Genomic DNA, 21,789 nt, shown 5'->3' with positions numbered 1-21,789 from the left:
TAACGTGGAGCAGGACGAGTAAAACGCTCTGTTGCATTCATTTCAATAAAAGGCAATTGCTGTCCAACTGTTAATGGTGGCAACATACCTTCCTGCAAATCATCTTCATTCACATCATCATCATCCCTGTCTTCACGATACACTTTTAAAAAGCCATCGAACTTTAATACTTCACCTTCGGCTTTTAATTCGTCTTTATTAGTAGAAATAGAAATGCTTGCTGTTGTACGTTCCAGTTCCGCATCGGCCATCTGGCATGCCATGGTGCGTTTCCAGATGAGTTCATACAAACGTTTCAGATCAGCATCATCCACCGTTGTATTTTCCATGTACGTTGGGCGAATGGCTTCGTGTGCTTCCTGTGCACTTTCATTTTTGTTTTTAAACTTGCGGAACTGGTGATATTTATCACCATACATTCCTTTAATGGTTTTTGTGAGATCACCAAGTGCAGTATCACTTAAGTTCACGCTGTCGGTACGCATATAAGTGATCTTACCACTTTCATATAACTTTTGTGCAAGTTGCATGGTGCGGCTTACACTATAACCAAGTTTACGACTTGCTTCCTGTTGAAGGGTAGATGTAGTAAATGGAGGTGCAGGCGATTTTTTTCCGGGTCGTACCTGTATGTCGCTTACTTTGTAGTCTGCGCCCTTGCAACTATTAAGAAAGAATTCAGCATCTTCTGAACTGTTTTGTTTTTTGCCTTCTGCTTTAAATGTTACGTTACGATCGCTTAGATCTTTGGCAGTAAACAGTGCTTCTATTTTAAAAGAAGAAGTAGCAGCAAATGCATTGATCTCCCTTTCACGTTCTGCAATTAAGCGAACTGCAACACTCTGCACACGACCGGCGCTAAGGTTATTCCGCATGCTCATCTTGCGCCATAAAACCGGGCTTAGTTCAAAACCAACGATACGATCAAGGATGCGGCGGGCCTGTTGTGCAAACACCAGGTCCATATTTACTGTGCGTGGATTTTGCACTGCCTTTTGAATTGCCGGCTTCGTAATTTCGTGGAAGACGATGCGTTTTGTTTTGTAGGGGTCGAGGCCGAGTACTTCACATAAATGCCAGCTGATGGCTTCTCCTTCACGGTCCTCATCCGTTGCCAGCCATACTTCGTCACTTTTTTTGGCCAGCGATTTCAGTTCTTTTACCACTCGTTCTTTTTCGTCGGGAACTATATAACGGGGTTCAAAATTGTTGTTTACATCAATACCCATCTCGTCTTTTTCAAGGTCACGGATATGGCCATAGCAACTCTTCACTTCAAAGTCTTTTCCAAGGATCTTTTCAATCGTTTTTGCTTTGGCAGGGCTCTCCACTATCAGTAAATTCTTAGCCATAAATTGGTTCCACAGCCGGTTTTTTTTGAGGACATCGGCAGCACAATATTATAAAATGATTGATAAATGCAAGAAAAGAGTGCGAAGAGGGACGATTGGTAATGAAGAATTAAAGAATGTAAATGGTTGGTTTTTAGTTGATGTTTGGTTACAGATTGGCTTGTACCTGTTGCAGAATTGCGTCCGCTTCTGCCAGATCGAAGTCGACGCCTTTTTGTTTTTTAACAGAATAGCCCGATAGTTCAAAATGCTGATCCGGTGTAATATCATGGTTACTTAAACAGGCTTTCACGCAGGCGAGAGGGCAGCCATCGATGGCAATGATCTTCCGGCCCGACTTGGCCGTTTTAACCAACGCTTTTACATTGCCACCCACACCGGCGATGCAGGACATTTCTGCTTTTCCCAAACGATCTAGTTTAATGGCAAGATGATTCGCCATTTGTGCAGCGCTTGAACAGCCGGAGCAGGAATAAACGAGAGGTTTGCTGACATCAGCCATGCGTACATTATTTATTATACGCAAAAATATTGGCGGGGAAGTGTTGATGGACTGCTTGCTGTCATGAAAGGGGATGATGTCTGTTCGCCCAACTGCTGCTTGCACATCATATTAAAAAGTAAATGTTGCACATCCAGCTTTCAGGTGTGCAGACAACTTACAAAAACTCCATAATCGCCTTCTTCACTTTGTTGTCCCTATAAATCCGTCGATGCCCTAAACCTTTGGTAAGCATGAATTGAAAGTTAGAATGATTCTCTGCCTGGATCTTTGCAGCATCGGTCCATGGCGTCACGTCATCATCTTCATCATGAATCCACAACACATCTGCTTTTATTTTTTTTGCTGCATGAAAAATGGAAATCTGGTCAGCCGTAAGTCCACTCTTTTCAAAAATGATCTTCCGCATTTCTTCTTTCACATCATCATTTATCCGTAAAAAATCTGCAAAGCTGTTAATGGCACTGTCGGTTTCTGTAGCAGGGGCGATGAACACCAGTTTTTTATTTTCCTGGTATTCCTGTTCTTCCATAAAAAGTGACAAGGCCAAACCTCCGAACGAGTGAGCAATAAAAGAATGGACAGGCCCGAATTTTTCATATACTGCTTTAATCGTATCACGGTATTGAAATCCATTGATGGTTTTTCCACTGCTATCGCCATGTGCAGGCGCATCAAAAGCAATTACTTCATATCCTTTCTTCACGAGTGGCATCACAAAGTGATCAAACTTTTTAATGGTCGAAGAGAAGCCATGTATTATCAATGCTTTCTTGACTTGCGGATGATTCCATCGATAGCCAACAAGATTATAATCTTCAAATTTTAAATGAAGCTTTTCTGCTTTATCAAACACCGGGGGCATTTTCTGTTTGTTGGTAGCGTATGGGGTGCAGAATAATTCAAATGCTTTTTCAGCAGCTTTTCGTTTCGATAGTTTGGCAAAGATGTTCAGCTTTGCCCTGTAATATCCAACTACTAATTTCTGGGCGAGTTTCATTATTCAGGAATGATGTTTTACTTTGTTGCAAATTACTTCTTCCGTTTCATTAACCCTTGCATTGTATGAACATTGTTCTTCTCGGTTCCGGTAATACAGCTACCGTGCTTGCCAAAATGATCAGGAAAGCCGACCACACAATTGCGCAGGTGTGGAGCAGGAATGCAGCACATGCCGAAGCACTTGCAGCCAAAGTAAACGCAAAAGCCATTACGTCATTAAACGATATTACTACAGAAGCCGATTTGTGTATTATGGCCGTAACCGACAGCGCTATTCCTGAACTTGCAAAACAATTACACTTTAAACGAAAGATATTGGTGCACACAGCCGGCAGCGTTAGTAAAGATGTGCTGCAAAATAGTTCGCCCAACTATGGTGTGTTGTATCCATTGCAAAGTTTACGTAAGGAAATGATGGTTATTCCCCCCGTACCTTTTTTGGTTGATGGAAGTTCTGATGAGGTAAATGTATTGCTGGCCGATTTTGCTGCTACTTTTTCTGAGAATGTACAGCCGGCAGATGATGATACCCGTTTAAAAATGCACCTCGCAGCGGTAATGGTGAGCAATTTCACTAATCACCTGTACGCACTAACTGAAGATTATTGCAAAGACCGCCACCTCGATTTTAAAATGCTGCATCCTTTAATTATAGAAGTGGCTTGCCGCTTAACGCAGGGGCATGCAGTGGATATGCAAACCGGTCCGGCCCGACGTGGCGATGAAGAAACCATTAAAAAACATTTGCTGTTGCTTGAAATTGATGAGCACCTGCAGGACCTTTACCACGAACTTTCAGAAAGCATCCGCAGGCTGTATCGAAAAAAATAAGAACTTCGGCCGTAACAATTTTATATGAACCTGCTCGAACGTTTTTCCAGTATTAAGACTTTTGTGTTTGATATGGATGGTGTGCTTACCGATGGATCGCTGATGATTCTGCCGGGGAATGAATTCGTACGCACCATGAATATTAAAGACGGTTATGCTTTACAGTTAGCTGTTAAGAAAGGTTACAATGTGGTGGTAATCTCAGGAAGTGTGAGCAAGCCATGTGCTGAGCGGTTGGAGTATTTGGGTGTGCGTAATGTATTTATGAAAGTGAAGGATAAAGAGGAAGTGCTGGCACAATTTCTATTATCGAATCATTTGAAATGGGAAGAAACACTGTTCATGGGTGATGATATTCCTGATCTTGAAGTAATGAAGCTGGTGGGGCTTTCTGCTTGTCCGGCCGATGCGGTGCCGGAGATCAAAGCACTATCAATTTTTATTTCTACCATCGATGGAGGTAAAGGTTGTGTGCGTGAAGTGATTGAAAAAGTGTTAAAGCTGAACAACGATTGGGCGGTTGATGCGGCAGCAACGAGTGCGTTATAATTTAAACAGATAAACAATTGGCAATAAGCAATAGCCAATAAGCAAAAAAGAAATGTTAGCTATTGCTACTTGTCTATTGCTTATTGCCAATTGGTAATTCGTATTTAGACTTATCTTCACAGTATAAATTACCCGATGCAGAAGCTCGCCGATTTTTTCAGATTAATTCGTTGGCCCAATCTAGTTTTTATTGCGTTAACACAATTCTTGTTTTTCTATTGCGTGGTGCAGCCTGTGCTTTTTGGTAACCTGTACATGACAAGAGAATATCATCAGTTGTTTTTAATTCTTTGTCTTTCGTCCATATTTATTGCTGCTGCCGGTTATGTCATTAACGATTATTTCGATCTTAATATTGATTTGGTAAATAAACCTGATCGAATGGTAGTTGATCGGGGTATCAGCCGCCGATGGGCCATTTTCTTTCATCTCTTCTTTTCTTTTGCAGGTGTTTTGATGGGCTTTTATATTGGCTTGCAAAATGGCAACTGGCTCATTGGATTTGCTAATATGGGCTGTGTGTTTGTGCTTTGGTTTTATAGCACAACGTTTAAAAAGAAACTATTGACGGGCAATATTCTTATTTCGCTGTTAACGGCATGGGTTGTATTTGTGGTGTATCTGTTGACTGTGCAACACAGTTTTCATTTAATGCATCCGGTACAATTAGGTGCTCATCAAAAACTATTGCGATTGGCTATTCTTTATTCAAGCTTTGCTTTTGTTATTACGCTCATTCGTGAAGTGGTAAAAGATATTGAGGATATGGATGGCGATGCTAAGTATGGTTGTAAAACGATGCCCATTGTGTGGGGCGTTTCGTTTTCGAAAGTGTTTGCCAGCATTTGGTTGATGATATTGCTGGTATTATTGCTGATCGTTTTTTTCTACGTATTGCAATTTAGAATGTGGATAGCTGCGGCATATAATCTTTTCCTGATCATATTGCCTGCTGCTTACTGTTTATACCTTTTGTTTAAAGCAAAGCAAACAAAAGATTTTGCTGCCTTAAGCAAATGGATAAAAGCTGTGATCTTCACCGGAATAGTCTCCATGGTATTGTTTAAATTTTTTGCCTGATGGAACGGATCATACTTGCCTCAAAATCGCCAAGGCGTAAGCAACTGCTCGAATGGGCAGAAATTCCTTTTGATGTAATGGTAAAGGATACGGATGAAATGTATCCGGCTTCGCTTAGTATTGAAAAAGTGCCGGTATATATTGCCCGTAATAAAGCATTGGCTGTAAAAGAGGAGTTGAGTCATGACCGGCTGATACTGGCAGCTGACACCATTGTGGTATTAAACGGAAAAGTGATCGGCAAACCAACAAGTAAAGACAATGCCATTGAAATATTGACTGAGCTTTCGGGCCAGGTTCACCAGGTAATCACCGGTGTGGTGCTTATGCGTGATGATACCGAAACGTCATTTGCTGATATCACCGAAGTCGAGTTTCACAAACTGAGTATTGCGCAGATCGAGTTTTATGTAAACAAATACAAACCTTACGACAAAGCCGGTGCCTATGCCATCCAGGAATGGATTGGGGTGGTGGGTATAAAGCGGGTGAAAGGTGATTTTTATAATGTGATGGGATTACCGGTAAGCAGGGTGATGAGAGCGATTAATGAATTTGAAATTTGAAAATGCAAATACAAAAGCTTCGGTTCTTTTGAACCTTCTTCTATTGACAATCTGAAATTCTTTCTCTAATTTTCAAATTATCAAATTTCCGCATTTTCAAATTGTATTCCATGAACGAACACCTGCTGCAATTCATCTGGCAGCATCTTTATTTTAACCGTGATCAACTTTTAACTGTACAGCAGGAGCCTGTACAAATCATTTCACAAGGCTTACTCAATACAAATCAAGGCCCGGATTTTCAGCATGCAAAATTGCTCATGAACAATGTTACCTGGGCCGGTGCCATCGAACTTCATTTGAAGACAAGTGATTGGCATAAACATGGTCATACTGATGATGAGCATTACAACAATGTAATACTTCACGTGGTGTATGAGCATGATGGAACAGGACCATCTTCTGTTCCCGTATTGGAATTAAAGAATCGTATTTCAGCATCTCTCTTGCAATACTATGCTCAAATGATGGAGCAAAACAGTTTTATTGCTTGCGATAATCAACTGTCGCAGGTAAACGCTATTGTTTGGGATAGTTGGAAAGAACGGATGCTGGCTGAACGATTGCAGCAAAAAAACGATCATATTCAAAATATACTGCAACGAACCAATCGTCATTGGGAAGAAGCATTCTGGCAATTGCTTGCTAAAAACTTCGGGAGCCCGTTAAATGGCGAAGCATTTGAAGCGATTGCACAAACCTTACCGGTTACATTACTCGCCAAACACAAAAACCAAATCCATCAGCTTGAAGCATTGTTGTTGGGGCAAGCAGGATTGTTGACCGGAGAGTTTACAGAAGATTATCCTATTATGCTACAGAAAGAATACAAGTTTCTTCAGCAGAAGCACCAATTAAAACCCATTGCACATCCCATTCATTTTTTAAGGATGCGGCCATCAAATTTTCCAACTATCAGGTTAGCACAACTGGCTATGCTTATTCATCAATCAAATCATTTGTTTTCAAAAGTGATGGAAGCCAAATCACTTGACACCATCAGGCAAATGTTTTCTGTTACTGCCAATGATTACTGGCATTATCATTATTTATTAAATGAAGAAAGTGCATACCGCAAAAAGCAAATGGGAAAAACGATGATCGATAACCTGCTCATCAATACAGTTATTCCCCTCTTGTTTGTATATGCCAATGAACATCGCAATGAACCGGCAAAAGAAAAGGCCATCCAATGGTTGCAGCAAATGCCCAAAGAGAAAAACAATATTACCCACCAATGGGAACAAGCCGGCGCAACTCATCAATCCGCTTTTGACTCACAGGCCTTGCTTTATCTCAAAAAGAATTACTGCGCAACCAAACGTTGCCTGCAATGTGCTGTTGGAAATAATATTTTAAAAAAGCAACTTACCAGTTAAAAACTACGTTCTGTTCTATATCGGGGTGAATGCTTTTCGCAACAGGACAGGTGAGAGCTGCATTTTTCATAATGGCTTTTTGTTTTTCATCGAGCTGAAGATTCGATGGAAACTGAAAGGTTACATCAATGGCACCTACACGACGGGGATCGGATTTCATGTGTTTTTGAATTTCAATCTTTACACCGGTGAGGTCGATTTGAATGTCTCTTGCTTTTATACCCATGATGGTAAGCATACAACTGCCTAATGAAGTTGCCATAAGGTCGGTTGGTGAAAATCGTTCTGCTTTTCCCTGGTTATCTAGGGGTGCATCGGTTTCAATAATATTATGGCTGTAGAGATGTTCTGCTTCGGTGCGTAATTCACCTTTATAAACAATGGATGAAGTCATGTTGTTAAATTTATGGTTCAGGATTTGTACAGCAATATACCATAATGCGGCACTAATCGTTTAAAGATGTAAATTTACGTTCAAACAATAATTTCAAGCTTGTGAAAATATTTTACCTGAGTTTTGCTCTTCTCCTGGTAGTTAGTACAACTGTTGCACAAGAAAAAAACAGCCGCCGAATAGAACGTGATGCAAAGAAAGAAGCACGCCGGGAGAAAATTGATAATCTGATCCGTCAGCAAGAAGAAGGCGCACTTGTTTTCAATAAACAAACCGTATTTGGATTACGACTAAACACCGATGGCTGGGGTTTGGTTTTTGAAAAAGGGTTTTTGAAAACCGTGAAGACCACCAATCTTTTTGCACTTGAGTTAAACGAAAAGAAACATCCAAAAGAGCAAAAGCTCAACAATCTTTTAAATAGCGGTGGGTTTCTTCAAATTGGAAATCCCTATGTATATGGCAAACGCAATAGTTTTTACCAACTAAAACTTTCTTATGGTCAGCAACGCATGATCGGCGGTAAAACAAATAAGAACGGTGTTGCCATTCATGCTATTTATGCCGGAGGTTTTTCTGCAGGGTTAGAACGTCCTTATTATGTTCGCATACAGGATAACAGCCCTGAAGGAACAAGAAATATAAAATACACACCGGCAGATAGTGCTGCATTTCTTCAACCAGGTAATATTTTAATGGGCACCGGTCTTCGCTTTGGTTGGAATGAAATAAAATTTGTTCCCGGTGTGCATGCTAAAGCTGCACTGCGTTTCGATTACGGTCGTTTTAATGAAGTGGTTACCGCTATTGAAGTAGGTGTAAACCTCGAAGCTTATTCCCGTAAAGTGCAGATCATGTTGCTGAATCCCGAACAGCAGGTGTTTTTCAACGGCTACATAGCCCTTATGTTTGGTAAACGAAAGTAGCCTAACTTTGCTCCTCATTTAGTTGAAATTATGCAGGAAATTGTAGTGAATGATGCTGCCGCAGAGCAGAAATTAAAAAAGCCCGATTGGTTAAGAGTACGTTTGCCCATTGGCGAAAGTTATCGCCACGTACGCAACCTGGTTGATAAGAATAAACTCCATACAATTTGTGAAAGTGGTAATTGTCCCAACATGGGCGAGTGCTGGGGCGAAGGCACAGCAACGTTCATGATTTTAGGAAATACCTGTACACGCAGCTGTGGTTTTTGTGCAGTTGCTACCGGCCGCCCCGATCCCATTGACTGGGATGAACCGCAACGTGTAGCCGAGGCAATTCATTTAATGAAAGTGAAGCACGCTGTACTTACTTCGGTTGATCGTGATGAAATAAAAGATGGCGGAAGTATTATTTGGTACAACACCATCCGTGCAGTAAAATCATTGAATCCTGATACGACATTAGAAACACTAATTCCTGATTTTAAAGGGCAGATGGAAAATGTGCAACGTATTGTAGAAGCACATCCCGAAGTAGTGTCGCATAACATTGAAACGGTTGAACGTTTAACACGGCAGGTACGCATCCAGGCAAAATACTGGCGAAGTATGGAAGTGTTGCGTTACCTGAAAGAAAACGGTATGCGGGTGAAGAGCGGTATTATGTTAGGTTTAGGTGAAACAAAAGAAGAAGTGATTCAGACATTACATGATCTGAAAGCGAACGGGGTTGATGTGGTTACCATTGGCCAGTATCTTCAACCAACCAAGAAACATTTAGCTGTGCAACGTTTTGTGCACCCCGATGAGTTTAAGGAATACCGTGAAGTTGGTTACAGTATTGGTTTGGATTATGTGGAGAGTGGTCCGTTGGTGCGTTCCAGTTACCACAGCGAAAAACATGTGCTTCCCGGTTACGGTAAAGCAAAATGGGAAGAAGAAAAAGCATCCATGATCTCATAAATAATACATGAAGAAATTTTTTGCAGGAGCAGTGTTGTATTTCATCACTGCTCCTTTTTGTTTGTCGCAGGTGAAGTGGACGAATGTTGATTCACTTTACGGGCCATTGCCTTCTTCGGTACATGTGTTTACAACCACGGACTTTGTTGAAGGCAAATCAAATATTGCCTACTATGTTATTGCCGATTTGAAAGACAGGAAACTAAATTTCACGACAGATACCACTTATCAACGCCGGTTTACTCCCCGACAGTTTTATGAAAAGAATAATCAGCCGTTATTGGTGGTGAACGGTACCTTTTTTGATTTTGCCACGAACAGGAATTTGAATGCGGTGATCAAAGATGGGAAATTGGTTTCGTACAATGTGCATACAACCGCATTGAAAGGAAAGGACACGTTGATGTATATGCATACGTTTCGCTCAGCGATTGGAATTAGCAAAAAACGCAAGGCCGATGTTGCCTGGTTGTATACAGATTCATCAACTCGATATGCCAAAGCATTTCAACAAGTGCCGGGCTTTTATAAGGATTCAGCTTCATCAATACAGAATAAAAACATATCAGGCCGGTCAACAAAATGGAAAATGAAAACAGCCATCGCAGGTGGACCGGTGTTGATACAAAGGGGGAAGATTTCTATCAGCAATAACGAAGAACGTATGTTCAGCGGCAAAGCCATTGATGACAAACATCCACGCACGGCAATGGGCTATACTGCCGATGGCAAATTGATCATTCTTGTTGTGCAGGGACGAATGCCCGGCCTTGCAGAAGGCGCATCGTTAACACAATTGGCAAAACTTCTGCTTGATCTTGGTTGCGTGGAAGCCTTAAATCTTGATGGCGGCGGCAGTAGTTGTTTATTGGTAAACGGTAAAGAAACGATCAAACCAAGTGATAAAGAAGGGCAGAGGGCTGTGCCGGCAGTGTTTATGATAGCCAATAAGAAATAGAGTTTTTATTCGATAACAACCTTTTGTTTGCTTTTGTTTTCAAAATATTCCTTTCGTTTATTTTCGATTTTTTTTGATTTTTTGCCATTTTTCGCTAATCTTGTTGCGTAATACAGGGTTATGCTCGCCAATCAAAGAAGGGAAAAGATCATCGAATTACTGCAGGAAGACGGATCAGCCAAGGTGCTGAACCTTGCCAAACTGTTTAAAGTAACCGAAGTAACCATTCGCCAGGATCTCGAAAAACTGGATAAGGATGGCCTCATCATCCGTGAACACGGCGGTGCCTTTCTTAAAAATGTAAAAGACCAGGTGCAGGCATTTTCCCTTGCTCACCAGGAGCACCTCGATAAAAAAGAACTCATCGCCAGCAAGTGCCTTGAGTTTATTGAAAGCGGCGATACCATCATTCTCGATTCCGGTTCCACCACAACAGAAGTAGCGAAGAAATTGAAGGGCATGAAAAATCTCACCGTCATCACCAATGCATTGAACATTGCATTGATGCTGGGTGCAGAGCCGGGCATTGAAGTAATTGTAACCGGTGGTGAATTCAAGCCGCCAACACTTTCATTAACCGGTCAAAAAGCCGCTGATTTTTTTAAAGGTTTGCATGTGCAAAAACTTTTCCTTGCCACTGCAGGTATTTCACTCAAAGCTGGTTTAACCTATCCCAGCATCAGCGACATAGTTGTGAAGAAAGCAATGATCGAAGCCGCTGAAACAACTTATCTCGTTGCCGATTCAACCAAAATGGGCAAAGCTGCATTCGCAAGTCTCGGTGCATTATCACTCATCGATTACATCATTACCGATAGTGGTGTGGAAGAAAAACACAAACAGGTATTTAACGACAACGATATTGAATTAATCATAGCAAGCTAAAATTATGAGTACAACAAATTATAAAACTGCAACGCTGGGCGTCATCATTGGTAACCGTGATTTTTTTCCTGATAAACTGGTGGCCGAAGCAAGAACAGAAATTCTTGACCTTTTTAAACAGTTAAATATTAAGCCGGTGTTATTAAGCGATGCCGATACAAAACTCGGCGGTGTGGAAACATTTGCAGAAGCACAGAAATGTGCCGCCTTGTTTAAACAACATGCCGATGAGATTGACGGAATCCTTGTTGTGTTACCCAACTTTGGTGATGAGAAAGGCGTGGCTGAAACCATTAAATGGTCGGGGTTGAATGTTCCTGTGTTGATTCAAGGTTATCCTGATGATCTTGGAAAGATGGATGTGGTGAACAGGAGAGATGCATGGTGCGGAAAAATTTCTGTCTGCAATAACTTGTACCAATTCGGTATCAAATATTCATTAACAACAAAGCATGTTGTTCGTCCCACGGACGAAAGTTTTATTGGGGATTTGAAAAATTTTACTGCCACTTGTCGAGTGGTAAATGGTTTGCGTAAGGTTCGTATTGGAGCGGTAGGTGCAAGACCTACAGCTTTTAATACAGTCCGCTATAGCGAAAAATTATTGCAACGAAATGGTATTTCAGTTACAACAGTTGATCTCTCTGAAATTTTGGGGAATGCCAATAAGTTAACAGCAGATGATAAATCGGTAAAAGAGAAACTGGAAAAGATTCATGCATATGCCAATACCGGTTTAACACCTCCAGATAAACTTGTACAGATCGCAAAACTGGATGTAGTGCTTGCCGATTTCATGGCGGCGAATGCATTAGATGCAACAGCTATTCAATGCTGGACATCATTGCAGCAAAACTATGGTTGTAATGTTTGTACCAGCATGAGTATGATGAGTGAAAACATGTTGCCATCTGCCTGCGAAGTGGATGTGACAGGTACACTCAGTATGTATGCGATGCAGTTGGCAAGTGGTTCACCGTCGGCATTGGTTGACTGGAATAATAACTATGCCGATGATGATACAAAATGTGTGTTGTTCCATTGCGGTAACTGGGCGAAATCATTTTTACCGGATATCAGCATCAGCACAGCACCCATCTTAGGTACAAGTGTTGGTACAGAAAACACATACGGTGCATTGGATGGTCGTACACCTGCAATGCCATTAACATACGGCCGCATCAGCACTGATGATTGTAAAGGCATCATCAAAGCTTACATCGGCGAAGGCGAATTAACCAATGATGCATTGAACACATTTGGTAATCGTGCTGTAGCGCAGATTAATAACCTGCAAGGCTTGATGAATTATGTATGTCGCAATGGTTTTGAACACCACGTTGTGATGAATGCCAGCAAAACAGCAGGCATTTTGAAAGAATCATTTGAAAATTACCTGGGTTGGGAAACTTATGTGCATTAATTGAAACAGCATGACAACTGAAGAATTAAAAATCAAATCAATCAACTACAGGAAAAACATCCTGAAGTATATAGTGGGCGCAAAGGCGGGCCATACCGGAGGCAGTTTATCGTGTACCGATATTCTGAATGTCCTGTACAATGATGTGATGAATGTGTCGCCCTTAAACTTTTCATCGCCTGACCGTGACCGTTACGTGCAAAGCAAAGGACATTGTGTTGAAGCATTGTTCGTAGTATTGGCCGATAAAGGATTCTTTCCGGAAGAGGATCTGAACACATTGTGCAAATACCAATCGCATTATATCGGTCATCCAACAAGAAAAGTAAAAGGTGTTGAACAGAATACAGGTGCATTGGGTCATGGTTTGCCGATTTGCGTAGGCACTGCCATTGCAGCCAAACTCGACAATAAAAATTATCGTGTGTTTACATTAATGGGTGATGGTGAATTGCCTGAAGGCAGCAACTGGGAAGCAGCATTGAGCGCAGCGCATTACAAACTTGATAATCTCTGTGCAATTGTTGATAAGAACAGTTTGCAGATAACGGCACCAACATCCGATGTTATGAATACTGACCCGTTAGATAAAAAATGGGAAGCATTTGGTTGGTCGGTGAAATATGTAAACGGAAATGATATTGATGAATTGAAAGCAACATTTGCAGCCTTGCCTTTTGAAAAAGGAAAACCATCGATGATCATTGCTCATACAACCAAGGGTAAAGGAGTAAGCTTCATGGAGAACGAGTTAAAGTGGCATCATGGAGTACCGAGCAAAGAACAATATGAACAGGCGATGAAAGAATTGGATCACGCATTAACTGTAATCTAATATGGCAGAAGTAATCAATACAAATACAAACGGCGATAAGCCAAACCAGGATGTTTTTGCTGAAACGCTGCAACGATTAGCAGATGCAGACCGCAACATTATTGCTGTTACCAGCGATTCACGTGGATCAGGTAAACTGGTTCCCTTTGGAAAAAAGTTTCCGCAACAAATTGTGGAAGTAGGAATTGCAGAACAAAATCTTGTTGGTGTTGCTGCAGGTTTAGGGTCATGCGACAAAAAAGTATTTGCTGTTTCACCTGCTTGTTTTTTAACAGCTCGCTCATTAGAGCAAATCAAGAACGATATCTGTTACAGCGATCATCCGGTTACAGTTGTGGGCATCAGTGCAGGTGTAAGCTATGGTGCATTGGGAACTACGCATCACAGTCTGCACGATTTTGCAGTGCTGCGTGCCATCAACAATATTACCATTGTTGTTCCTGCGGATAATTACGAAACAGAAAAAGCAACCGAACTGGCTGCTGCAAGTGATAAACCTGTGTACCTGCGTTTCGGCAAAAAAATAATGCCTTCATTAAAAACAGATAACAGCGATGCCTGTCAGGATAACCCGATCGGAGGAGGCTTTGCGTTTGGTAAGGGAAGAGTGATCAGCGACGGAAATGATATCGCCATTATTGCCAATGGCGAAACTGTTTATCCCGCAGTTGAGGCAGCAGAGTTATTGAAAGAACAAGGCATACACGCAACCGTAGTTAGTATGCACACTATTAAACCACTGGATACGGCTTTGCTTTCTTCGTTGGCTGATAAATGCAACGCCATCATTACAATCGAAGAACATAGTGTGAACGGTGGATTGGGGGAAGCATGTGCATCATGGTTATTGCAGCATGGCTATAAAAAACCGTTTAAGATCATGGGTATTCCCGATGAATACACCGTTACAGGTTCGCAGGTAGAAATATTAAATCATTATGGCATAAGCAAAGAAGGAATTGCAAAACAAGTAACGGCATTATTAAAACTATCATGACGAACAAACAATTCATACTTGCAATTGATCAGGGCACAAGCTCTACCAAATCACTCATCTTCGATGAGAAGGGACAAGCTGTTGCGAAAGGTTCTGAAAATTTGCATACACATTATTTCGATCATGGTTTTGTTGAACAGGAACCCGAAGCTATTTATCAAAACGTGCTGGCTTCAGTTACAAACTGTTTGCAGGATTTTGTTGCAAAAGGATATAATGTAACAGAGATTGCAGGTATTGGAATTTCCAATCAACGGGAAACATTTGTTGTTTGGGATAAAGAAGGCAAGCCTTTACACAACGCTGTAGTATGGCAATGCAAACGATCGGTACAGATCTGTGAGGAGCTGAAGCAACAGGGTTTAGCTGAACAGGTAAATCATAAAACGGGATTAGTGATCGACCCATATTTCTCTGCAACAAAACTTATTTGGCTGAATAGAAATATGAAGGCAGTGCAAAATGCAATTGCAAATAGTGAAGCTTATTTCGGAACCATTGATACCTGGCTGTTGTATAAAATGACAAATGGAAAAAACTATACAACTGATTATACCAATGCATCAAGAACGTTATTGTTCAATCTTCATTCGCTGCAATGGGATGAAGAGCTGATTAAATCATTTGGTTTAAAAGGTATTCAACTACCCGAAGTAAAACCATCTTCTGCAGCATTTGGCGAAACAACGTTGGATGGGTTGTTTCCAGAAGCAATTCCTGTTGCAGCTATGATCGGTGATTCGCATGCGGCAGCTTTCGGAGAAGGTTGTTTTGAAGCCGGCACAGCCAAAGCTACTTTAGGAACAGGTTGCAGTATTTTAATGAACATCGGAGACAAACCTGTTCAATCGAACAACGGCATGGTGACTACTATTTGCTGGAGTATCGATGGACGTATTGATTATGCACTGGAGGGAGTGATTGTTTCATGCGGTGCTACTATCGAGTGGTTAAAAAATGAACTGGGTTTATTCAGCAACAGTAGCGAAACGGAAGATATGGCAAAAGCTGCGGCTGATAACGGTGGTGTGTACCTGATTCCTGCTTTTAGTGGATTAGGATCACCGCATTGGCAAATGGACAGGCGTGCATCCATCAACGGAATAAGTTTTGGCACAACAACAAATCATATTGTGAGAGCTGCTTTGGAATCTATTCCTTTTCAAATAAAAGATGTAGTGGGAGCTATGCAATCAGATGCCACAGTTGCTTTAAAAGGAGTAAACATTAACGGCGGAATTTCGGGCAACCAATTCGTTATGCAAATGATCGCCGATCTGTTGCATATCAATATAACACGTTCAGCCGTTGCAGATGCATCGGCACTTGGCACGGCTTTTTTAGCCGGATTAACAACGGGCCTTTACCAAAATCTCGGAACATTAAAACAATGTATTGAAGTTGAGAAACTATACAAACATGTAGTAAACATTGATCTGGAATCCGCATATAAACACTGGCAGTCCCATGTACTTGCGTAGAGAGATCTTCCCCGAAATCGTCTGCCTCCGCATTATTGTAAAAAAATTTCTGCTAAATAAATAATGAGTGTTAGCCCTTTATAAGAAAACAACACCTCATTTTCGGGCACAACTTTTGACCAAATAGCTTGTTAAAAGCTTGTATTTGTATAAGCGGCCAATATTGGCACGCCTTTTCTCGTTATTTTTACGATAATTGTTTTATGTCAAATTTTATCCAATATATGTTTACTAAAAAGAGTTTGCTGATCATACTTGTTCTCCTGCTGGGGGGCAGTATCTTTTACGCCGTACAATCATCCACTACCCGCAACGAACCCGCCAACCGTTTTGAACGCATCTTGCAGTTGATCGGTGAGTTCCTGGAAGAGGGGCATTATAACCCCAAAAAGATTGATGACGAATTTTCGAAAACGGTGTTTACCAAGTTTCTCAAAGAGCTTGATGGAGATAAAACTTATTTCCTGAAATCAGATATCGATCAATTCAAAAAATATGAAGCAAAGATCGATGACGAAATTCATGGAGCAACGCTTGAATCATTTTATGCTATTAATTCCGTGTATAAAAAGCGCATGGAAGAAGTGGCTCTTCTCTACAAAGACATTTTGCAAAAGCCATTCGACTTTAACGTAGAAGAAAAGTATATGGACGATGATGATAAGCGTACGTATCCAAAAACAGAAGCAGAGCGTAAGGAAGCATGGCGCCTGAAATTAAAATATTATACACTCGACCGTTATGTTGATCTTGTTGAACAACAGGAAAAAAATAAAGGTAAGGAAGGCTTTGTAGCAAAGACTCCGGTGCAAATGGAAAAAGAAGCCCGTGAAAAAGTGCTGAAAACTTTCGATCGCATGTTCGATCGTTTCCGTAATCGCTTTAAGGATGAAGATCGTTTCAATTACCTGGTAAACAGCATCACTGAAACAATGGATCCGCATACCAGCTATTTACCCCCATTGGAAAAAATTGCATTTGACGAGCAAATGAGCGGCGGTGAATTCTTTGGAATTGGTGCTTCTCTTCTCGAAGAAGATGGTAACATCAAGATCACAACGATAGTGCCTGCCGGTGCTGCTGCAAAGTCAGGTGAAATACAAGTAGGAGATATTGTGTTGAAAGTAGCGCAGGGAGCCGCCGAGCCACAAGATCTTACAGGTTTTGAAGTGCCTGATGCTGTTCGTTTAATTCGTGGTAAGAAAGGAACAGAAGTAAAATTGACGATTAAAAAGCCAAGTGGTGTGATCAAAGTTGTGTCGATGATTCGTGAAAAAATCGACTTGGAAGAAAACCGAGCAAAGAGTACCATCATCAAAGGACCAGATAATCATAAAATTGGTTACATCTATCTTCCTGCATTCTATGCAGATTTCCAGGATGCAAACGGTAACCGTTGTGCGCAGGATGTGGCAAAAGAAATTATCAAGTTAAAGGCAGAAGGTGTAAATGGTTTAATCATTGATCTCCGTACAAATGGCGGTGGTTCATTGATGGAAACCGTGGAAATGGTTGGTTTGTTTATTGAAGATGGTCCGGTTGTACAAGTAAAGAGTAGGGATGAATCTCCAACCATCTTGCGTGATCGCAACAAAAATGTATTGTGGGATGGACCACTAACGGTTATGGTAAATGAATTTAGTGCATCTGCTTCTGAAATTTTTGCAGGAGCTATCCAGGATTACAAACGTGGTTTGGTTGTGGGCAGCACTTCAACGTATGGTAAAGGAACGGTGCAACGTAACATTGAACTTGATCGTGCAAGCTGGACAAGTAATAATCCATCTGAACTTGGCAATATCAAATTAACATTACAGAAATTCTATCGTGTAACAGGTGCAAGCACTCAATTGAAAGGTGTTGTTCCTGATATCGTTCTGCCTGATCAATATGAGTATTTGAAATTGCGTGAGAAAGATGAACCTTATGCATTAACATGGGATGAAATTGGAAGCGCACAATATAAAGTGTGGAAATCGGACTTCGACTTTAATTATATTGTTCAGCAAAGCAAGCAGCGTGTTAATCAAAGTCCAACGTTTAAACTAATAGGCGAAAAAAGCGATTGGTTATCGAAGTATGATGACAAGCATTTCTCTTTGAAGGTGGATAAATTCCGCCAGGATAAGAAAACACTTGGCACTACGATTCAAACAATTGATTCGTTGATAAAGCTGAACACTCCTCTGGAAGTGTTTAATCTCGAAGCTGATCTTGCAACCATTAAGGGAAATACCAATAAAGAAGAGCGTAACAAAGTATTTATTAGCCGCCTTAAGAATGATGTTCATCTTGGTGAAACAGTAAACATCATGAACGATATGATTCAGCAATATTTTATTGCACAGAATAAACAAGCTGGCCGTTCTAATGGCAAATAATAATTTGATTGAAATAAGTAATAAACCCTGGCTTTAAGCCGGGGTTTATATTTTTTGCAATATCTCCACAGTACGCTGCACCATATTTTCCGTTATATCCAAATGCAATACAAATCGTATCTGTTGTTTTCCCATTGTAAAACAGAGAATGCCTTTTTCTTTTAATTTCATTACCAATTCGTCGGCGTTTATATTCTCATTTACACGGAAGATGACAATATTGGTTTCAACTGGCAAGACAGATTCAACGCTTGCATTAGAAAGCAGCGTGGTCTCAATCAACTTTGCATGAGCATGATCTGTTGCTAATCGATTGACATGATGTTCCAATGCGTACAAACCTGCTCCCGCTATGATACCTGCCTGCCTCATACCTCCACCAAACACTTTACGTATTCGTCTTGCTTTTTTTATCTTTTCATTCGTTCCCAGCAACACACTTCCAATGGGGGACCCAAGCCCTTTGCTTAAACAAATAGAAATGGAATCGAACAATTGCCCGTAATCAGCAGCTGTTTGCCGTTTCGCCACCAGCGCATTAAAAAGCCTTGCACCATCAAGATGTAAAATGAGATTATTGGACTTGCAGATTTCTTTGATTGCAGCAATATCGTCCAATTCATAGCAACTGCCGCCACCACGGTTGCTGGTATTTTCCAAAACAACAAGGCTGGAGATGGCTTTGTGCACATCATCTCTGTTGTTAATGGCTTCAGCAACATGGGTGGCCGTTATTCTTCCCCGATCTCCCTGCAATAAACGAACAGAAGCTCCCGAATTAAAGGCAATGCCGCCGCCTTCGTATTGGTATACATGACTCAGCTCATCGCAAATTACTTCATCGCCAGGTTGGGTATGCATTTTAATGGCAATCTGGTTGGTCATAGTGCCGGAAGGGCAGAATAAACCACCCTCCATTCCAAACATTTTTGCAGCTGTTTTTTCCAACTTATTCACAGTCTCATCTTCACCAAAAACATCATCGCCAAGCTTTGCCTGCCACATAGCCTCCTTCATTTCTTTTGTAGGTTGTGTAACTGTGTCACTTCTAAGATCAATCCATTCCATATCAATGATTTAATTAATAAGCAAATTAACCGTTTATGTAAAATTTTTGTCTGAAAATAAACCTTATTGGCCTTTAAATTGTTGTTTATCAGAGTTAAGTTTCCATTGCAAACGATCCAACAATGCCTAAAGAAGCCTCAATTATTCACATGGGCTATGAAAAACGGCGATTGATGATTAACTTTGCAGACGGTTACAGTGGATTCTTAACGAGATTTTCCCAACTCCCCGTCGATTTTCCCTGTCTTAGTAACGTTTCAAACAATTAAGAGGAATTTAATATGCGGCAGCTCAAAATTGCAACTCAGATTACCAACCGTGACTCACAAGCGGTTGAGAAGTATTTACAGGAAATTTCAAAGATCCCGATGATCACGCCTGAGGAGGAAACGACTCTTGCGCAACGTATCAAAATGGGTGATCAAAGGGCTTTAGATAAACTGGTACAATCGAACCTTCGTTTCGTGGTATCAGTAGCTAAGCAATATCAACACCAGGGTTTATCGTTAAGTGATTTGATCAATGAGGGAAACCTCGGTTTGATCAAAGCTGCTCAGCGTTTCGATGAAACCAAAGGTTTTAAATTCATCTCATACGCTGTATGGTGGATTCGTCAATCAATTCTGCAGGCATTGGCTGAGCAGGGTCGTTTGGTACGTTTACCACAAAATAAGATCGGTACTTACAACAAGGCCAATAAAGCTTATATGGCTTTTGAACAGGAGCATGAGCGTGAGCCTTCAACTGAAGAACTGGCTGATATCCTGGAAATGAGTGAGACTGAAATCAACAATATTTTCCAAAGCAATACCCGTCACACTTCACTAGATGCACCCGTGCACGAAGCAGAAGACGTAGCGATGGGCGATTTGCTGGAAGGTAGTGATGATACAGACGAAGATGTTATGAAAGATTCGTTACGTAACGAGATTCGTCGTGTGTTGAAATCACTCAGTCCACGTGAAGCAGAAATCGTTAACGCATACTTTGGTTTGGATGGCGAAAATGGTGTAACCATTGAGCAAATTGGTCAGAAATATGATTTGACGAAAGAACGTATCCGCCAAATCAAAGAAAGAGCGATCAAACGTTTACAGAAAGCCCGCTACAGCAATGCGCTGAAGAGCTATCTCGGAAATTAATTATAATGGGTATTAAGTATCAAACCCCGGCCTTAGTGTCGGGGTTTTTGTTTTCACACCCTGAGCGCAATCGAAGAGGGTGACATGTATCGAGCGCAGCGGAGATGTTAAACTCGTATTCACAATTAGCATATCCTTCATATAAATTTCAAACGTTCCTGCCTTAAATTTGACCTATGCAAAGATTTGTCTTGCTCAGCAGTTTGTTACTTCTAATGCTGGGTTGTGAAAAGAAAATAGATTTTAACCTGAAAGATGCCGATCAGCTACTTACTGTTGATGCCTCCATTGAAAACGGCCAGGATCCCGTTGTCATCCTTACAAAAAGTCTTAACTATTTCTCCAAAGTTTCGGCCGAAGTAATTGGCAATTCATTGGTGAAAGATGCCGAAGTGTATATCTCTACTGGCAACAGTACACATCAACTTCGACGTTATGACCTAATTGTGCCCGGCACGACGATACCTTTCAGCTATTACAGTACTGATCTTTCCAGCCCGTCAACAATCATTAAAGGCGAATTGGGCAAGCAATACCAACTTCGCATTGTATGGCAGCAAAAGGAGTATAAAGCCAGTACTAATATCCCGCAAGTCAGGAAAACAATTGATTCCATGTGGTGGGTGAAAGCGCCAAATACACCCGACACGAGCACCAAAGTAGTAGTGCGGGCAAAGGTGAGCGATCCACAGCCCTTTGGCGATTATGCCCGCTATTTCACCAGGGTTAACAGAGGAGCTTTTTATCCGGGGTTCAACTCTGTATTTGACGATGCTTTTGTAAATGGCACAACCTACACTGTAGATGTTGATCGTGGTATTGATCGCAATGTTGATCTTGATTTTGAAGAGTATGGTTTTTTCAAGAAGGGCGATACTGTAACTGTTAAGTTCAGCAATATTGATAAAGCCACTTTCGATTTTTGGCGAACTGTTGAGTTTAGCTATCAGAGCATTGGTAACCCGTTTTCATCTCCCACCAAAATATTGGGTAATATCAGCAATGGTGCATTGGGCTACTTTGGAGGTTATGGCAACCAATTTACTACGGTTATCATTCCCCGTTAATTATCCACACC

At 41.1% G+C, this 21,789-nt stretch carries 21 protein-coding genes; 16 read left to right on the top strand and 5 right to left on the bottom strand.

What is annotated here, in order from left to right:
- The 3 genes from topA to ACO1QW_RS04875 form a co-directional block, all read right to left on the bottom strand.
- Nucleotides 1-1,352: type I DNA topoisomerase (topA, locus tag ACO1QW_RS04885; RefSeq protein WP_486256232.1), on the bottom strand; the 1,352-nt coding region annotated here is incomplete at its 3' end.
- Nucleotides 1,353-1,500: 148 nt separating this feature from the next.
- Entirely contained in the window at nucleotides 1,501-1,854 is a 354-nt protein-coding gene (locus tag ACO1QW_RS04880) for a putative zinc-binding protein (protein ID WP_486256230.1), read from the bottom strand.
- A 157-nt stretch (nucleotides 1,855-2,011) separates the two neighbouring features.
- A complete protein-coding gene (locus ACO1QW_RS04875) occupies nucleotides 2,012-2,854 on the bottom strand; it encodes an alpha/beta hydrolase (protein ID WP_486256228.1) in 843 nt (280 codons plus the stop codon).
- A 65-nt stretch (nucleotides 2,855-2,919) separates the two neighbouring features.
- Here ACO1QW_RS04875 and ACO1QW_RS04870 point away from each other — a divergent pair, with 65 nt between their 5' ends.
- From ACO1QW_RS04870 to ACO1QW_RS04850, 5 genes are all read left to right on the top strand, one after another.
- Nucleotides 2,920-3,687, top strand: coding sequence for a Rossmann-like and DUF2520 domain-containing protein (locus ACO1QW_RS04870; protein ID WP_486256226.1), 768 nt, complete (start codon nucleotides 2,920-2,922; stop codon nucleotides 3,685-3,687).
- A gap of 24 nt (nucleotides 3,688-3,711) precedes the next feature.
- Nucleotides 3,712-4,236 (top strand): KdsC family phosphatase, encoded by a 525-nt coding sequence (locus tag ACO1QW_RS04865; protein WP_486256225.1) that lies wholly within the window; start codon nucleotides 3,712-3,714, stop codon nucleotides 4,234-4,236.
- Between the two features lie 135 nt (nucleotides 4,237-4,371).
- On the top strand, nucleotides 4,372-5,316 hold the full coding sequence (locus ACO1QW_RS04860) for a geranylgeranylglycerol-phosphate geranylgeranyltransferase (RefSeq protein ID WP_486256223.1): 945 nt from the start codon (nucleotides 4,372-4,374) through the stop codon (nucleotides 5,314-5,316).
- Entirely contained in the window at nucleotides 5,316-5,882 is a 567-nt protein-coding gene (locus tag ACO1QW_RS04855; protein ID WP_486256221.1) for a Maf family protein, read from the top strand. Before ACO1QW_RS04860 ends, ACO1QW_RS04855 begins: the two co-directional genes overlap by 1 nt.
- A 110-nt stretch (nucleotides 5,883-5,992) precedes the next feature.
- Nucleotides 5,993-7,261 carry a DUF2851 family protein gene (locus ACO1QW_RS04850; RefSeq protein ID WP_486256219.1) on the top strand — a complete coding sequence of 423 codons (1,269 nt, stop codon included), beginning with the start codon at nucleotides 5,993-5,995 and terminating at the stop codon, nucleotides 7,259-7,261.
- On the opposite strand, the gene ACO1QW_RS04845 is transcribed toward ACO1QW_RS04850, so the two are convergent.
- Complete coding sequence (locus ACO1QW_RS04845) at nucleotides 7,251-7,655, bottom strand: OsmC family protein (protein ID WP_486256217.1); 405 nt, start codon at nucleotides 7,653-7,655, stop codon at nucleotides 7,251-7,253. The two genes, ACO1QW_RS04850 and ACO1QW_RS04845, sit on opposite strands and share 11 nt — an antisense overlap.
- Nucleotides 7,656-7,756: 101 nt before the next feature.
- On the opposite strand from ACO1QW_RS04845, the gene ACO1QW_RS04840 reads away from it, so the two are divergent.
- The 9 genes from ACO1QW_RS04840 to ACO1QW_RS04800 all read left to right on the top strand — a co-directional run bounded on the left by ACO1QW_RS04840 (nucleotide 7,757) and on the right by ACO1QW_RS04800 (nucleotide 18,501).
- Complete coding sequence (locus ACO1QW_RS04840) at nucleotides 7,757-8,581, top strand: hypothetical protein (protein ID WP_486256215.1); 825 nt, start codon at nucleotides 7,757-7,759, stop codon at nucleotides 8,579-8,581.
- 30 nt (nucleotides 8,582-8,611) lie between these two features.
- Nucleotides 8,612-9,541 carry a lipoyl synthase gene (gene lipA / locus ACO1QW_RS04835; RefSeq protein ID WP_486256214.1) on the top strand — a complete coding sequence of 310 codons (930 nt, stop codon included), beginning with the start codon at nucleotides 8,612-8,614 and terminating at the stop codon, nucleotides 9,539-9,541.
- 7 nt (nucleotides 9,542-9,548) lie between these two features.
- Nucleotides 9,549-10,499, top strand: coding sequence for a phosphodiester glycosidase family protein (locus ACO1QW_RS04830; RefSeq protein WP_486256212.1), 951 nt, complete (start codon nucleotides 9,549-9,551; stop codon nucleotides 10,497-10,499).
- A 120-nt stretch (nucleotides 10,500-10,619) separates the two neighbouring features.
- A complete protein-coding gene (locus ACO1QW_RS04825) occupies nucleotides 10,620-11,384 on the top strand; it encodes a DeoR/GlpR family DNA-binding transcription regulator (protein ID WP_486256210.1) in 765 nt (254 codons plus the stop codon).
- A gap of 4 nt (nucleotides 11,385-11,388) precedes the next feature.
- Entirely contained in the window at nucleotides 11,389-12,807 is a 1,419-nt protein-coding gene (locus ACO1QW_RS04820; protein ID WP_486256208.1) for an L-fucose/L-arabinose isomerase family protein, read from the top strand.
- A 10-nt stretch (nucleotides 12,808-12,817) separates the two neighbouring features.
- Complete coding sequence (locus tag ACO1QW_RS04815) at nucleotides 12,818-13,642, top strand: transketolase (protein WP_486256206.1); 825 nt, start codon at nucleotides 12,818-12,820, stop codon at nucleotides 13,640-13,642.
- Nucleotide 13,643: 1 nt separating this feature from the next.
- Nucleotides 13,644-14,639 (top strand): transketolase family protein, encoded by a 996-nt coding sequence (locus ACO1QW_RS04810; RefSeq protein ID WP_486256204.1) that lies wholly within the window; start codon nucleotides 13,644-13,646, stop codon nucleotides 14,637-14,639.
- Complete coding sequence (locus ACO1QW_RS04805; protein WP_486256202.1) at nucleotides 14,636-16,120, top strand: FGGY family carbohydrate kinase; 1,485 nt, start codon at nucleotides 14,636-14,638, stop codon at nucleotides 16,118-16,120. Before ACO1QW_RS04810 ends, ACO1QW_RS04805 begins: the two co-directional genes overlap by 4 nt.
- A 224-nt stretch (nucleotides 16,121-16,344) precedes the next feature.
- Nucleotides 16,345-18,501: a carboxy terminal-processing peptidase gene (locus ACO1QW_RS04800; RefSeq protein WP_486256201.1), complete on the top strand. Its 2,157-nt coding sequence runs from the start codon at nucleotides 16,345-16,347 to the stop codon at nucleotides 18,499-18,501.
- 45 nt (nucleotides 18,502-18,546) lie between these two features.
- Here ACO1QW_RS04800 and ACO1QW_RS04795 read toward each other — a convergent pair whose 3' ends face one another.
- Nucleotides 18,547-19,569, bottom strand: a complete 1,023-nt coding sequence (locus ACO1QW_RS04795; protein ID WP_486256199.1) for a threonine aldolase family protein — start codon at nucleotides 19,567-19,569, stop codon at nucleotides 18,547-18,549.
- 281 nt (nucleotides 19,570-19,850) lie between these two features.
- Here ACO1QW_RS04795 and ACO1QW_RS04790 point away from each other — a divergent pair, with 281 nt between their 5' ends.
- Together ACO1QW_RS04790 and ACO1QW_RS04785 are read left to right on the top strand one after the other, a co-directional pair.
- Complete coding sequence (locus tag ACO1QW_RS04790; RefSeq protein WP_129132464.1) at nucleotides 19,851-20,711, top strand: sigma-70 family RNA polymerase sigma factor; 861 nt, start codon at nucleotides 19,851-19,853, stop codon at nucleotides 20,709-20,711.
- A gap of 176 nt (nucleotides 20,712-20,887) precedes the next feature.
- Complete coding sequence (locus tag ACO1QW_RS04785) at nucleotides 20,888-21,778, top strand: DUF4249 domain-containing protein (RefSeq protein ID WP_486256197.1); 891 nt, start codon at nucleotides 20,888-20,890, stop codon at nucleotides 21,776-21,778.
- Nucleotides 21,779-21,789 lie beyond the last annotated feature (11 nt).

It is taken from the genome of Lacibacter sp. (assembly GCF_057361365.1).
The sequence above is the reverse complement of the archived record's forward strand: the minus strand, read 5'-3'. Positions and strand labels throughout refer to the sequence as shown.